Genomic DNA, 13,577 nt, shown 5'->3' with positions numbered 1-13,577 from the left:
GGGAACTTTATGCTGAATCGGCTTCTTTTTTTCGCCCATAATTAGTGCAAACGCCACTCAGACATGATAAAGTAAAGGCATAGCATTATGAACAACCTCTTTATGAGTCCATTTTATTCACTCTTGACAAATTGATTCATAAGCTATTACGACAGACGTTACAGAGGAGGATCCTGTCATGAAAATCGAACGGCTTAGTCAGGACAAGATACGGATTTTCTTGACGTTCGACGACTTGCTTGAACGGGGGATCCATAAGGATGATATGTGGCGGGAACCTCCGAAGCTTCATGAGCTATTCTTGGAGATGATGGAACAGGCGTATACCGAGCTAGGCTTCGATGCCAGCGGTCCACTGGCGGTTGAGGTGTTGGCCATGCCCGCACAGGGAATGGTAATCATCATTACCCGCGGGAAAGTGAACGAACAGCGCGGTGCTGCAGAAGAGGAAGATGAGTTGGAAGATGACATATACGATATGGAAGTGACCATGGAGCAGACGGATGTGGTTATGTACGCATTCCGCGATTTCGAAGATGTCATTGCGGCTGCGGCACAGCTTCAATCTTCTGGCCTAAGCGAAGGCGGCGTGTTGTACGCCTACAAGGGAAAGTACATTCTGGCCATCGATCCTGCAGAGTTGGAGCAGAATCGTTTCCACGCCGTTATTGCCTTGCTGGCGGAATACGGAGAAGCGACTTCCGTTACATTTGCGGTTTTGGAGGAATACGGCAAGACGATTATGCCCGAGAATGCCATTCGCGAAATATGCAGTCATTTCCTTTCATAATTCCTGCCGAGTACGTATCATCCAGCATGATATTCCAAAACCTGAAGAGCATCCGTATCCGATTTCGGCGGGATGTTCTTTTTTCGTCTTGACAATGCAGGTTCCAGCATACGATGCAGAATAGGGCTGCGTTGCCATGCTCATACTTAAAGAAAACTATGGCCGAAGAACAGGATGGGATAATGATGAACGATGTATTGCATTCGACTCAGGTTGTGATCGAGCAAGCTCTGCGCAGACTCGGATACGGCGATGATATGATTGAGCTGCTGAAGGAGCCCATTCGACTGTTGACTGTACGAATTCCCGTACGCATGGATGATGGGACGACGAAGGTGTTTACCGGGTACCGTTCTCAGCATAATGATGCCGTTGGTCCCACTAAAGGAGGCGTCCGCTTCCATCCGGCTGTTACGGAGAAGGAAGTCAAGGCGCTGTCCATCTGGATGAGTCTCAAATGCGGAATTGCCGACTTGCCGTATGGCGGCGGTAAAGGGGGAGTCATTTGCGATCCTCGGAAAATGTCATTCCGCGAATTGGAACGGCTTAGCCGGGGTTATGTGCGGGCCGTCAGCCAGATTGTAGGACCAACCAAGGACATTCCAGCCCCTGATGTCATGACGAATTCTCAGATTATGGCCTGGATGTTGGATGAATACAGCCGGATTCGGGAATTCGATTCTCCTGGCTTTATTACGGGCAAGCCTATCGTGTTGGGAGGCTCCAAAGGCAGGGAGACTGCGACCGCGCGGGGCGTCGTCATCATGATTCACGAAGCATTGCGCCTCAAGGGGATTCCGCTGGAAGGCGCGAGGATCGTCATTCAAGGGTTCGGCAATGCGGGGAGCTACCTTGCCAAATTCATGCATGAGAGCGGCGCGTCAGTAATTGGTATTTCGGATGTCAATGGAGCGTTGTATAATAAAGAAGGACTGGATATTCCGCATCTGCTTGATCGGCGCGATTCCTTTGGCAATGTTACCAATCTGTTTCCGAAGACGATCTCGAACGAGGAGCTGCTTGAGCTGCCATGCGACGTGCTCGTACCTGCTGCGATCGAAAATCAGATTACGGAGGCGAACGCAGCTCGAATCGGCGCCTCCATCATCGTCGAAGCAGCCAACGGCCCAACGACGCTGGAAGCTACGAGGATTGTAACGGAAAGGGGCATTTTGCTTGTTCCGGACGTGTTGGCAAGCGCCGGCGGTGTAATTGTTTCCTACTTCGAGTGGGTCCAGAACAATCAAGGTTATTATTGGGATGAATCCGAGATCGACAACAAGCTTAAGCTGATGATGATTCGCGGATTTGAGAATGTATACGAAATCCACCAGACTCGCAAGGTCGATATGCGGCTCGCTGCTTATATGTCGGGCGTCCGGAAGATGGCGGAAGCGGTTCGTTTCCGCGGGTGGGTGTAAAGAAAGCAGGGAAGTCATGCTGTTATTCTCCATATTGGCTGCCGCGATCGCGCCGGGCATCTCTCTCCTTACGTACTTGTACCTGAGGGACAAATACGAGGCGGAACCGATTCATATTGTCGTACGGATGTTCGTACTCGGCGTGCTGGTCGTTGTGCCGATCATGGTGGTACAGCGTGGATTGGAAATTTGGCTTGGCAACGGGACGTTTGTTGCTTCATTTATCCATTCCGCAGCAGTCGAGGAATTTCTGAAGTGGTTCATCCTATACCACGTCATCTATAATCATACCGAATTCGACGAGCCATACGATGGCATTTTGTACGCGGCATCCATCTCTCTTGGTTTCGCCACGCTGGAGAATGTATTGTACGCGATTTATACGCCGTCATCATTCGGATCTTTGCTGGCCCGTGCCATGTTGCCGGTATCGGGACATGCTCTGTTTGGCGTCATGATGGGCTATTATTTGGGCAAAGCCAAATTCGCGGGAACCCGCAAGAAGATGAGATTATTTCTTTCAATCTCGTTCGCGCTGCCATTCCTGCTTCATGGGTTTTATGATCTCATTCTCATGTCCGTGGAACAGAACTGGATTTGGGTCATTGTGCCGTTTATGATCGGGCTCTGGGCATGGGGCCTGCACAAGATGAATTCGGCCAACGCGAAGTCGCCTTTCAGGCTTGTCACCAGAGAAGAAGAGGTTAAATCCTGACAGATTCGTCCATACTGTTCCTATACATGAGGCAGTTCAAAAGCTAGCAGGAGGAAGCAGGCATGGAAGCAAGAGTGAAAGTGACGATTCGCTGCAATGTATGCGGCGAGAAATTCGTATTGCGGGGAAGACGGGACAAGGATTACATCGATACGGGTTTTAAGCAATGCATCTGCAACAACGCCGACGATCTCGACATCGAAGAACATCCGGGGTTTTAAGGGATTGTCATTTCAATGAAAGTTAAAAAAATCGCTTTTCAGCACCGAGAGGAAAAACCTCGTGATCAAAAGTGAATTTTTTAATTACCTTTGCATAAAGCTTCTTTTGGTAATCCAAACTATGGACAAGTTTGGCTACCCGAAAGGAGCTTTTTGCATGTATCGAAGACTTAGTTCCATTATGTTCCCCTTTGTTACGATTTTATTGATCGGCGCGGTGTATTGGGGGTATCAGGAGCATCAGGAGAAAAATTCAATTCTGATCAAAGCGGAGAATCAATATCAGCGGGCGTTCCACAATCTCGCGTTCCATATGGACAAGCTCCATGAGCAGCTCGGCAATACGCTGGCTGTCAACTCTACTTCAATGGGGTATCATCGAAAAGGCTTGATCAACGCTTGGAGATTGACGAGCCAGGCACAGAATGAGATCAGCCAGTTGCCGCTATCCTATCTTCCGTTTACGGAAGCAGAGGATTTTCTGTCGCATATTTCGAACTTCGCCTATAAGACGGCAGTTCGCGACTTGACCAAAAATCCATTGACGGACGAGGAATTCAAAACGCTAAAAGCGCTATATGACAAATCGAATGAAATATCCAAAGATCTGGATCATATGCAAGCGGATGTGCTAACCAACAATTTGCGTTGGATGGACGTCGAGGTAGCCATTGCGGCCGATCAGGGAAGCGGCGCTAACGTAATCGTCGACGGTCTAAGGTCCATGAACGAGAAGGTCGGAGCTTATCCAGAGCTGAACTGGGGGCCTTCCGTAAGCCACATGTACGAGAAACGGACCATCAAGATGTTAGGCGGGGAGTTCGTTAAGCCCGAGGATGTGAAGCGCAAAGCTGCAAAGTTCATGAAGGTTGACGAGGCTTCGGTCGAGGTGAGCGAAAACGGGCAAGGCTCGGAGTATGCTTCGTTCTCCGCTGTAGCGAATGCCGCTGATGCTGATAAAAAAGTCCAAATGGATTTTACGCAAAAGGGCGGCCAACTGTTATGGCTGATGAAAAACCGCGAGCTTGGTGCCAAAGCGATCAACTTCGAGCAAGCGAAAGCATCTGCCGACAAATTCCTCGATGAGTTCGGCTTCAAAGGGATGAAGGCCGTAAGTTATGATATGTATGGGAATTCCGGAAGCTTTACGTATGTCGGCGTTCAGAACGGAGTTTTGATCTATCCCGAGAAGGTGACGGTGAAAGTAGCGCTCGACAATGGAGAGACGTTGGGGCTGCAAGCCAACGATTATGTATATGAGCATCATACCCGCGAGCTTCCAAGTCCCATTATGACCAAAGAGGAAGCACGAAAAGCGATCAACCCCAACTTGAAAGTAAAAAGCGAGCAGTTGGCTTTGATCGAGAACGAGATGGGCGAGGAAGTATTGTGCTATGAGTACACCGGCGCCATTAACGGCTCCATGTACAAAATTTATATCAATGCTCTAAACGGGATAGAGGAAACGATCGAGCAAATGACCATGGAAGACGAAAAAACGACGGAATCGTAAGTCGAACGGCGCAAATTTTGTAATAATGAAAGTTCAAAAAGTTCGGTTTTCAGCACCGAGAAGATTAAAAGAAGGTAGAAACTGAGTAGCGGAGCGTAGTGGAAGCTACGTGAGCAACTGCAATGTTTCCGGAGGAAACATACTTCGAAAGCATACGCTTAGTTTCGCCTGAATTTAATATTCGATGTCGAGTAGGCTTCATGGCTTACTTCGTGATCAAAAGCGGACTTTTTGAATTACCTCTTATAGCTCCCTTTTTATCGGCATGCTATAATGGCTGATATATGGGAGGGAAACAATTTGTTGCCAAAAGTTAACGGGATGTTATACTATCAGATCGCTTCTTCCGATGAGGCGGAGGCTGCGCAGGAATACCGCTCTAGAATTGCCGACGAGGACGAGAGCGGGCTTCTGATCGAATATCCGCTTAATGAGAAGTCGGGACGGTTGAAGAGATTGTTCCTTGGGGACGAGATGTCGGTTTATTTCCTGTCGCCCGAGGGCGTAAAACATTTTTTTGACTCGCATGTCATCGGTTTCAAGGAAGACGGCTCAGTGAGATTAGTCAAAATTCTTCGTCCCGATCCGGACAAAATGACGAAGGTGCAGCGAAGAAGCTTCCTTCGGGTTCCCGCGGAGCTGGAACTTGCGGTCAAGGTCGGCAGTCACGAGCGTTTCCTATGCAGGACGGACGATGTTGGCGGCGGGGGAATCTCCTTTGTATGCGACGGAAAGCGGGGTTTGCAAAGCGAGAACGTGCTGGAGTGCTGGCTGCTTGTGCCGTACAAAAATGGCACGATTGAACATGTCTCCTTTACAGCGGAGGTCATCAGGGTCAACGTGCTGGAATCCGGCCGTAAGCAGGTCATGATCAAGTATCTCAGCATCAGCGACTCAGAACGTCAAAAAATTATCCGTTTCTGCTTCGAGAAGCAGCTGGAATATCGGAATCGATGAATAATAGAGGGACTGCGTGGGAACATATCCTTAACACATAAAGTTGGAGATGTTCCCATGACACTAAAAAAACAGGTTAACGCCGTAACCCGGAAGCGGCTCGTCAACTGGCTCGACATAGTCAGCCGGAGGCTGATTAAAGTCATCGTAATCTTGCTTGTCACCCTTCTTTTGGCTCAGCTGGCCATCCAAAACGACTACATTAGACTCGTCCTGTCAAGCGCTGATCGGTGGGAAGGAACCCGCCTGAACTAGCGCTTCTCTTTTGCATATCGAGGCATAGTGTGGTATAATTTTCACGTTCGCAGGCAATGCCTGCTTTTTCTTTGAACGCCGGCCTTGGCCGGACTCGGAGAGGAGAGGCCGTCCTGATTCAAAGGAGGTAGACCGCAAGTGGCGCAGCAAGATGGCGACAGCGACCGCATTAACATTGCGATTGACGGGCCGGCAGGCGCGGGCAAGAGCACGGTTGCCAGGTTGGTCGCCGGGCAATTAGGGTATGTGTACATCGATACCGGCGCGATGTACCGGGCCGTAACGTACAGCGCGCAGCGCTTGGCGATTGCGGCGAACGAGCAAGAGCAGCTGGGCAAGCTGATGAAAGACATCCGAATTCGGCTGGAACCCGGCGAGAGCGGGCAATCCGTTTTTGTAGACGACGAAGAAGTGACGGATAAGATTCGTTCCATGGATGTGACGAGGCAGGTATCGCATTTCGCAGCCAGCGGAATCGTCAGGGAAGTGCTGGGTCGCATGCAGCGGGAACTTGCGGAACGCAAGGGAGTCGTCATGGATGGCCGGGATATCGGATCTCATGTATTGCCTAATGCCGAGCTGAAAATTTTCCTAACCGCATCGGTAAGGGAACGTGCGAGCCGCAGGCACAGGGAATTGAGCGGCGTTGATGTTGTACCGTTAGAGCAACTGGAAGCCGAGATCGCGGAGCGGGACAGGCTGGATGCCAGCCGCGAGATTGCCCCATTGATCCAAGCCTCCGATGCTATCGAGCTGGACAGCAGCGGAATGACGATCGACGAAGTTGTTGCAACCATCGTACGATTGAGCAGAACCAAATTGGCGGAGGCGAAGTAAACTATGTTATACCTCTTATTCCGCTTTATGCTCCGGGTGCTGTATCGGCTGTTGTTCCGATTGGAAGCCAGGGGATTGCATCATATCCCGAAGGATGGCCCCGTCATTCTCGCATCCAATCATATCAGCAATCTGGATCCGCCTACAATCGGCGTATTGGTGCCGCGCAAGGTTAACTTCATGGCGAAGGAAGAATTGTTTAAGGTGCCTGTGTTCGGCCCCTTAATCCGTGCGTTCGGTGCTTTCCCGGTAAAACGAGGAGGCGTCAGCAAGGATGCAATCAAGTCCGCCATCACCTTGCTAAAGGAAGGCAACGTCCTCGGGATATTTCCGGAGGGATCGCGCAAGACGCCTGGCGCAGCCAAAAAAGGCGCGGCAATGATTGCCGTTCGAAGCGGGGCGACCATCGTTCCGGTTGCAATCGTTGGCGGGTATCGATTATTTCGCAAGACAAGGGTCTGTTACGGAGAGCCGCTTGATCTTACAGCTATCATTCACGAATCTTCTCCGGATATGCTCGAGCAGGTAACGGATGCTGTCATGGAACGCATCGGCCAGCTCGCAGCACAGAATCGTTAAGGTGTTTTAAATGCCGGTTGCCTGAGAGATCGGCGCCGGGTTTAAATAAAGTTGGGGTTAGAACTGAGGAGGTTATTTCAATGTCAGAAGAGATCAATGTGCAAGAAACCGTTGCGGAGGAAGTGAGCCAGGACGCAATGGATAATTTCGTTTCTTTGAAGAAAGGCGACTCCGTCAAGGGTACAATCGTCAAAATCGAAGATAACCAAGCTTACGTAAGCCTTGGATATAAATATGACGGTGTTATTCCGCTTCGCGAACTTTCTTCCGTACAGCTTGAGAACGCAGGCGATGCGGTTCAAGTCGGTCAAGAAGTTGAACTGAAAGTCGTAAGCATCGACGACAACAAAGAAAGCCTTGTGTTGTCCAAGAAACTTGTGGATTCCGCTAAGGGCTGGGAAGAGATCCAAGCACGTTTCGAGAGCGGCGAGATCTTCGAAGTAACGGTTGCCGACGTGGTTAAAGGCGGACTTGTTGCGGACGTTGGCGTTCGCGGATTTATTCCTGCATCCATGGTTGAGCGTCACTTCGTCGAAGACTTCAGCGACTACAAAGGTCGTACGCTTCGCGTTAAAGTGAAGGAGCTGGATCTTGAAAACAAAAAAGTGATTTTGTCCCAGAAAGAAGTATTGGACGCGGAATTCGAACAAAACAAACTGCAAATCATGAACAACCTTGAAGTGGGCCAAGAGCTTGAGGGTACGGTTCAACGCCTGACTCCGTTCGGCGCATTTGTAGATATCGGCGGCATCGACGGTCTTGTTCACGTATCCGAGCTGTCATGGCAGCATGTCGCTCATCCTAAGGATGTTGTATCCGAAGGACAATCGGTACGTGTCAAAGTACTTAAAGTAGATCCGTCCGCAGGCAAAATCAGCCTCAGCATCAAAGCGGCTCAACCAGGTCCTTGGGATTCCGCTGCAGGCCAATTCAACATTGGCGATATTGTAACGGGTACGGTTCGCCGTATCGTAACATTCGGCGCATTCGTTGAGATTGCTCCGGGCGTAGAAGGTCTGGTTCATATTTCCCAGATCGCTCACCGCCATGTTGCGACACCATTCGAGGTTCTTAAGGAAGGCCAAGAAGTGAAGGCTAAGGTTCTTGACTTCAATCCTGCCGAGAAGCGCGTATCCCTGAGCATCAAAGAAACGGAAGAGGCTCCTGAACAATCAGAAGCAGCTCCAAGACAAGATCGTGATCGCGGACCGCGAGCACCTCGTGCTCCTAAGATGGAAGAGATCAACAATCCTAACGTCAGCCTTAATAGCTCCAGCATGAGCTACTCCCTGGGCGAGCGCTTCGGCGACAAACTCAGCAAACTTAAGTAAATATTGCGGCGTCATTCCAGTTCAATGACGTTACCACTAGAAAAGGCTATTCCCGTTGCAAACGGGAATAGCCTCTTTGCTTTAGGCCATAATAGGGAATATAAGAGGTGAGAACTTATGATTCCCGGTTATGTTACCATCTGGTTAAGTATAATCATCGTTATTTTATTTGCGACAGGGTGGAAACCTTACTTGGCGCCTAGACTAGGAACGTTAGGCGTTATTGTGCTGGGGATAGCGGTTGCGATTGCCGCTTATACGGAGTACTGGTGGTCGCCATTTTCGGAGTCATTGCCTACGGTGCGAATTCATGTTATCGTCGCTGTCTTGTTAGCAGGGAGTCTGCTTGCGCTGGCGAATAACGCCAATAAAGGACAGAGAAGTTATTTGATGTTGTGCGCACTCATGCTGTCGATTATTTGGGGCAGCATCCGAAGCCTGTACACGCATGATCCCATATTGTACTGGCTGGAGCCGGCCTGGAATGCTTCGCTATTTTGCGGATTGTTGTGCCCTTTGTTCACACTCAATATCCGATATCAATGCGGAGCATTGTTATGGGGGAGCGTTCTGGGCGAAATCATATGCGCTTGGCTGGATCACGGAGTTTATAAGGCGGCTGTTGGTTCTATCCAATGGTGGGATTCATTGAGCATTGCCGCAACCGCAGCTTTTGGATGCTCGCTTGCTGTTTATGGCGTCAAGCGATCGGCAGCCATTATGGTCCGGACGATGAGCAGGCTGGGTAAAGGAGGAGAGTAAAGGCATGCTTCACTATATGGAACAGAATCGCCATTTAACGGGTGTGCTGTTGGGTATCGCATTCGGCATTATCGCCAGATTACTCATGCTGAAGACGGATTATCGGCAATACCCAACATACCCTCATGGAAGAATTATCCATATCTCCTTAGGGGTAATCGCTGCAGCGCTTGGAGCGGTTGCCGTCCCGGCCTTGTTTAACAAGGATTATACGGCCATCACTTTCCTGACGCTTGCTGCACAGCAATTTCGGGATGTACGCAAGATGGAACGTGAGACGCTAACGAAGATCGATAGCATGGAGCTGGTCAGCAGAGGTTCTACTTATATAGAAGGAATAGCCATGGTTTTTGAAGGACGCAATTATTTGGTCATTATGTCGGCTCTCGTCACCAGCTTGTTCGCGATCCTGCTTAGTTTCTGGTATGGATTGGGAGCCGGAGTCCTGTCGCTTATCATTGTTATGAAACTGAAGTCGGGCCGCTCGATAGATCATATAGCAGGGGTCAAGATCGCTGCGGTTAAAATGGACGGTCCGGATCTCTTTGTGGACGATATCTACATCATGAATGTAGGCTTGAAGGAAAATCAGCAGATTATCGCGGAGCGGGGTATCGGATTTGTGCTGACGCCCCGTAATCCCAATGCCAAGGTCACGTTGACCAATCTCGGCCAAAGACAAGCCATTCTGTATGATCTGGCGACTATACTAGGCGTCTACCGGGATGACGGCGAGCCGGCCCTCATTCCCATGGCGAAGCTGGATATGAAGGACGGCAGACTGGCGGTATTCCTCATCCCGCAAGATCGAGAGCGGGGCAAAGGTGTCGAGATCATTAAACGAGTGCCAATTATGGAATCGGCAGTACGCATGCCGACGGAAGCGCAAGTCAACCAGTTGGAGGGTGATTCCCATAGCTGAGATTATAGCCGTAGTATCGGTCAGAAGCGATGCCGTGGCGGGCGGAGCGCCGATCTTTATTGCACGGGATGAGACGGAACTGCAGGCAACGTCCTTTTTGCTGGAAAAAATTTTGGATGCGAGCGCTCATGATTTAAAAAACGGCTCCATCATCCTGGTGAACCATCGGTAATATGAAATGTTAGCCAAGAGCGTACTTTTTTGCTATGATGAGTAACGTGAGAATTTTGACTTGTGAAACGATGCTTACGAAGTAAGTTTGCTTCGCAAACTTTTAAGGAGTTGAAAACCTACTATGGCTAGACCCGTTATTGCCATCGTCGGACGACCGAATGTGGGGAAGTCGACCATATTCAACAGAGTCATCGGCGATCGGCTGGCAATTGTTGAGGACAAGCCGGGAGTAACCCGCGACCGTCTGTACGGCACGGGAGAATGGAACGGCAAGCCGTTCAGCATTGTGGACACCGGCGGCATCGAGATAGATGGCGAAGACGAAATTATGAAGTCCGTCCGCATGCAGGCCGAGCTGGCTATCGAGGAAGCGGACGTTATTATTTTCATGGTGGATGCCAAGACCGGTCTTACGCATTCGGACGAAGAGGTCTCGCAGATGCTGTTCCGTTCGCGCAAGCCCGTCGTTGTTGCCGTTAACAAGGTGGACAACGAAAATCGGATGGATGACGTTTACGAATTTTATGGCTTGGGCTTCGGTCAACCCATTGCGATTTCCGGTTCGCATGGCATCGGGATCGGCGATCTGCTGGATGCGGCAACGGATCTGCTCCCCGAGCTGGAAGACGACGGCTACGATGAGGATGTAATACGAGTGGCGTTGATCGGACGTCCTAACGTCGGCAAGTCCTCGCTAGTCAATGCGCTTCTCGGGGAAGACCGCGTTATCGTAAGCAACGTGGCGGGCACGACCCGCGACGCCATCGATACGCCGTTTGAGCATGATGGCCAGCGTTACGTGCTGATCGATACGGCAGGCATGCGCAAGCGCGGCAAAGTGTACGAATCCACGGAGAAGTACAGCGTAATGCGCGCAATGAAAGCTATTGAGCGAGCGGATGTAGTGCTCGTGCTTATCAATGGAGAAGAAGGCATTATCGAGCAGGACAAGCATATTGCCGGTTACGCTCATGAGGCTGGAAAAGCCTCGGTATTTGTCGTGAACAAGTGGGATATCGTTGATAAAAGCGACAAGACGATGCAGCATTTCACGCAGAGCATTCGCGACCACTTCCTGTTTATGACTTATGCGCCGGTCGTCTTTCTGTCCGCACTGACGAAACAGCGTTTACATAAGCTTTTGCCGGTAGTCAATCATGTGTCGGAGCAGCATGCGCTTCGTATTCAGACGCATTTGCTTAACGATGTTGTTTCCGACGCGGTGGCGATTAATCCTCCGCCATCGGACAAAGGCAAGCGTTTGCGTATTAATTACGTGACGCAAGTATCGACGAAACCTCCGACGATCGTCTGTTTCGTTAACGATCCTGAGCTTATGCACTTTTCGTACGAGCGTTATCTGGAAAACAAGATTCGTGCAGCATTCGATTTCGAAGGAACGCCGGTGCGTATCTACACGCGTCGCAAATCCGACGAAGACTAGGGGAGAATGGAATCGGTGTTTGATATTATCGCGGTTGTACTTAGCTATTTGTTAGGTTCGGTATCATTTAGCATCGTTATCGCCAGGTTGGTCAAGGGAATCGACATCCGGCAGCATGGCAGCGGCAATGCCGGCGCGACCAATACGCTTCGCGTGCTGGGCAAAGGTCCTGGCATTCTTGTCTTCTTGCTCGACATTGCCAAAGGCATTGCGGCAATCGCCATCGGGTACGCGCTTAGCGATGGAGCCTGGACGCCCGTTCTATGCGGCCTTGCGGCCATTATCGGCCACAACTGGCCGATCTGGTTCCGCTTTAAAGGAGGCAAAGGGATTGCGACGGCAGTCGGCGTCATCGCGACGCTGGCGTTTTTCCCTGCGCTGTATGCCGGCATCGTGGCCATCGCCATCATAGCGATTACCCGCTACGTGTCGCTTGGCTCGCTTATTTTTGCGGCTCTGACGCCGCTGTTCATTATTTGGCTGGACTTTTCCTGGCCTCTGCTTGCAGGAGCGTTGGCGATTTGCGCATTCTCCTTCCTGCGTCATCGGACCAATATCGTAAAGCTGGCGCAAGGGACGGAGAACAAGCTTGGTGCTAAGAAGGAGGCTTGAAGGACATGACGATCAACGAGAGCTCATCAGGAGTGCGTAAAGCCGCTGTACTGGTTGCAGGAAGCTGGGGTACGGCGCTTGCGTCCGTGCTTGCTTCCAATGGATATAAGGTCAGCTTGTGGACTCGAAACGAGGAGCAGGCTAAAGAAATTAATGCTACTAGACGAAACGCCAAATATTTGTCTGATGCGGAGCTGCCTGCCGGTCTTAAGGCAACAACCGACATGGAAACGGCGCTTGCGGGCGCGGAGCTTGCATTGTTCGTGGCTCCTTCCGGCGCAATGCGCCAGGTGGCTGGGCAAGCGTCTCCTTATCTAGGCAAGGACACGCTAATTGTCCATGCGACAAAAGGTTTCGAGACCGATACGCTAAAGAGGATGTCTTCCGTGCTGGCGGAGGAACTGGGACGTCCTCAATCGTCTATCGTCGTCTTGTCCGGTCCGAGCCACGCCGAAGAGGTCATTCGAAAGCAACCGACAACCGTCGTAGTCGCTTCAGAAGAGACGGATAAGGCAGAGCGGGCTCAGGATGCGTTCATGAACAATGCATTCCGCGTCTATACGAACTCGGACGTTGTGGGAGTGGAGGTCGCCGGAGCTATCAAGAACATTATTGCTCTGGGAGCTGGACTGTCGGACGGACTCCGGTTCGGGGACAATGCAAAAGCCGCCCTTCTTACGCGCGGCCTTGCGGAGATTGGAAGACTGGGCGCTGCAATGGGGGCCAATCCTCTGACATTCGCCGGCTTGGCAGGCGTAGGCGACCTGGTCGTAACCTGTACAAGCACGCATAGCCGTAATTGGCGCGCGGGCTCCATGCTGGCCGATGGTTCGCCGCTCGAGGATGTGCTGCAGAGAATGGGCATGGTCGTCGAAGGCGTTCGTACGACACGCGCCGCATACGAATTGTCCAAGCAATATCATGTGGAGATGCCTATTTCTACTCAGCTTTACGCGGTGTTATTCCAGGGCAAATCGCCTGAGGACGCCGTCGGCGAGCTGATGGGACGGCTAAAGACTCACGAGATCGAACCGCTTGCGTAGC

At 50.9% G+C, this 13,577-nt stretch carries 16 protein-coding genes; all 16 read left to right on the top strand.

Annotated features, from left to right (window positions below):
* The first annotated feature begins 178 nt into the window (after nt 1–178).
* The gene (locus H7F31_RS22625) at nt 179–790 is read left to right on the top strand and encodes a genetic competence negative regulator (RefSeq protein ID WP_087567027.1); all 612 of its coding nucleotides are present in this window, start codon (nt 179–181) and stop codon (nt 788–790) included.
* Nucleotides 791–975: 185 nt separating this feature from the next.
* The gene (locus H7F31_RS22620) at nt 976–2,211 is read left to right on the top strand and encodes a Glu/Leu/Phe/Val family dehydrogenase (protein WP_315970512.1); all 1,236 of its coding nucleotides are present in this window, start codon (nt 976–978) and stop codon (nt 2,209–2,211) included.
* Between the two features lie 16 nt (nt 2,212–2,227).
* Nucleotides 2,228–2,926, top strand: coding sequence for a glutamic-type intramembrane protease PrsW (gene prsW / locus H7F31_RS22615; protein ID WP_187100636.1), 699 nt, complete (start codon nt 2,228–2,230; stop codon nt 2,924–2,926).
* 62 nt (nt 2,927–2,988) lie between these two features.
* The gene (locus tag H7F31_RS22610; protein WP_187100635.1) at nt 2,989–3,147 is read left to right on the top strand and encodes a hypothetical protein; all 159 of its coding nucleotides are present in this window, start codon (nt 2,989–2,991) and stop codon (nt 3,145–3,147) included.
* 157 nt (nt 3,148–3,304) lie between these two features.
* The gene (ypeB, locus tag H7F31_RS22605) at nt 3,305–4,660 is read left to right on the top strand and encodes a germination protein YpeB (protein WP_187100634.1); all 1,356 of its coding nucleotides are present in this window, start codon (nt 3,305–3,307) and stop codon (nt 4,658–4,660) included.
* A gap of 300 nt (nt 4,661–4,960) precedes the next feature.
* Nucleotides 4,961–5,617, top strand: coding sequence for a flagellar brake protein (locus H7F31_RS22600; protein WP_187100633.1), 657 nt, complete (start codon nt 4,961–4,963; stop codon nt 5,615–5,617).
* 57 nt (nt 5,618–5,674) lie between these two features.
* Nucleotides 5,675–5,872: a hypothetical protein gene (locus H7F31_RS22595; RefSeq protein ID WP_187100632.1), complete on the top strand. Its 198-nt coding sequence runs from the start codon at nt 5,675–5,677 to the stop codon at nt 5,870–5,872.
* Between the two features lie 138 nt (nt 5,873–6,010).
* Nucleotides 6,011–6,709, top strand: a complete 699-nt coding sequence (cmk, locus tag H7F31_RS22590) for a (d)CMP kinase (protein WP_087567021.1) — start codon at nt 6,011–6,013, stop codon at nt 6,707–6,709.
* 3 nt (nt 6,710–6,712) lie between these two features.
* Entirely contained in the window at nt 6,713–7,288 is a 576-nt protein-coding gene (locus tag H7F31_RS22585) for a lysophospholipid acyltransferase family protein (protein WP_187100631.1), read from the top strand.
* 80 nt (nt 7,289–7,368) lie between these two features.
* Nucleotides 7,369–8,619 (top strand): 30S ribosomal protein S1, encoded by a 1,251-nt coding sequence (gene rpsA, locus H7F31_RS22580; RefSeq protein WP_087567019.1) that lies wholly within the window; start codon nt 7,369–7,371, stop codon nt 8,617–8,619.
* A gap of 117 nt (nt 8,620–8,736) precedes the next feature.
* Nucleotides 8,737–9,381, top strand: a complete 645-nt coding sequence (locus tag H7F31_RS22575) for a YphA family membrane protein (RefSeq protein ID WP_187100630.1) — start codon at nt 8,737–8,739, stop codon at nt 9,379–9,381.
* A gap of 4 nt (nt 9,382–9,385) precedes the next feature.
* Nucleotides 9,386–10,303 (top strand): YIEGIA family protein, encoded by a 918-nt coding sequence (locus H7F31_RS22570; protein WP_187100629.1) that lies wholly within the window; start codon nt 9,386–9,388, stop codon nt 10,301–10,303.
* Nucleotides 10,296–10,475: a capping complex subunit for YIEGIA gene (locus H7F31_RS22565; RefSeq protein WP_087567293.1), complete on the top strand. Its 180-nt coding sequence runs from the start codon at nt 10,296–10,298 to the stop codon at nt 10,473–10,475. Before H7F31_RS22570 ends, H7F31_RS22565 begins: the two co-directional genes overlap by 8 nt.
* A 123-nt stretch (nt 10,476–10,598) precedes the next feature.
* Nucleotides 10,599–11,921, top strand: coding sequence for a ribosome biogenesis GTPase Der (der, locus tag H7F31_RS22560; RefSeq protein ID WP_087567016.1), 1,323 nt, complete (start codon nt 10,599–10,601; stop codon nt 11,919–11,921).
* Nucleotides 11,922–11,936: 15 nt separating this feature from the next.
* Nucleotides 11,937–12,533, top strand: a complete 597-nt coding sequence (gene plsY, locus H7F31_RS22555; RefSeq protein ID WP_246608691.1) for a glycerol-3-phosphate 1-O-acyltransferase PlsY — start codon at nt 11,937–11,939, stop codon at nt 12,531–12,533.
* Between the two features lie 5 nt (nt 12,534–12,538).
* Complete coding sequence (locus tag H7F31_RS22550; RefSeq protein WP_315970511.1) at nt 12,539–13,576, top strand: NAD(P)H-dependent glycerol-3-phosphate dehydrogenase; 1,038 nt, start codon at nt 12,539–12,541, stop codon at nt 13,574–13,576.
* Nucleotide 13,577 lies beyond the last annotated feature (1 nt).

The sequence above is a fragment of the Paenibacillus sp. PAMC21692 genome (assembly GCF_014303795.1).
In the GTDB taxonomy this organism is placed as follows: Bacteria; Bacillota; Bacilli; order Paenibacillales; family Paenibacillaceae; genus Pristimantibacillus; species Pristimantibacillus agaridevorans.
Note: the sequence above shows the minus strand (reverse complement) of the source record. Positions and strands in the feature narration are given on the sequence as shown.

Bases quoted from the DNA above. Each gene is read 5' to 3' on its own strand.
- H7F31_RS22585 (WP_187100631.1), top strand. From the start codon at position 6,713: ATGTTATACCTCTTATTCCGCTTTATGCTCCGGGTGCTGTATCGGCTG.
- H7F31_RS22575 (WP_187100630.1), top strand. From the start codon at position 8,737: ATGATTCCCGGTTATGTTACCATCTGGTTAAGTATAATCATCGTTATT.
- H7F31_RS22610 (WP_187100635.1), top strand. From the start codon at position 2,989: ATGGAAGCAAGAGTGAAAGTGACGATTCGCTGCAATGTATGCGGCGAG.
- H7F31_RS22620 (WP_315970512.1), top strand. From the start codon at position 976: ATGAACGATGTATTGCATTCGACTCAGGTTGTGATCGAGCAAGCTCTG.
- ypeB (WP_187100634.1), top strand. From the start codon at position 3,305: ATGTATCGAAGACTTAGTTCCATTATGTTCCCCTTTGTTACGATTTTA.
- H7F31_RS22550 (WP_315970511.1), top strand. From the start codon at position 12,539: ATGACGATCAACGAGAGCTCATCAGGAGTGCGTAAAGCCGCTGTACTG.
- H7F31_RS22570 (WP_187100629.1), top strand. From the start codon at position 9,386: ATGCTTCACTATATGGAACAGAATCGCCATTTAACGGGTGTGCTGTTG.
- H7F31_RS22595 (WP_187100632.1), top strand. From the start codon at position 5,675: ATGACACTAAAAAAACAGGTTAACGCCGTAACCCGGAAGCGGCTCGTC.
- prsW (WP_187100636.1), top strand. From the start codon at position 2,228: ATGCTGTTATTCTCCATATTGGCTGCCGCGATCGCGCCGGGCATCTCT.
- der (WP_087567016.1), top strand. From the start codon at position 10,599: ATGGCTAGACCCGTTATTGCCATCGTCGGACGACCGAATGTGGGGAAG.
- H7F31_RS22625 (WP_087567027.1), top strand. From the start codon at position 179: ATGAAAATCGAACGGCTTAGTCAGGACAAGATACGGATTTTCTTGACG.
- rpsA (WP_087567019.1), top strand. From the start codon at position 7,369: ATGTCAGAAGAGATCAATGTGCAAGAAACCGTTGCGGAGGAAGTGAGC.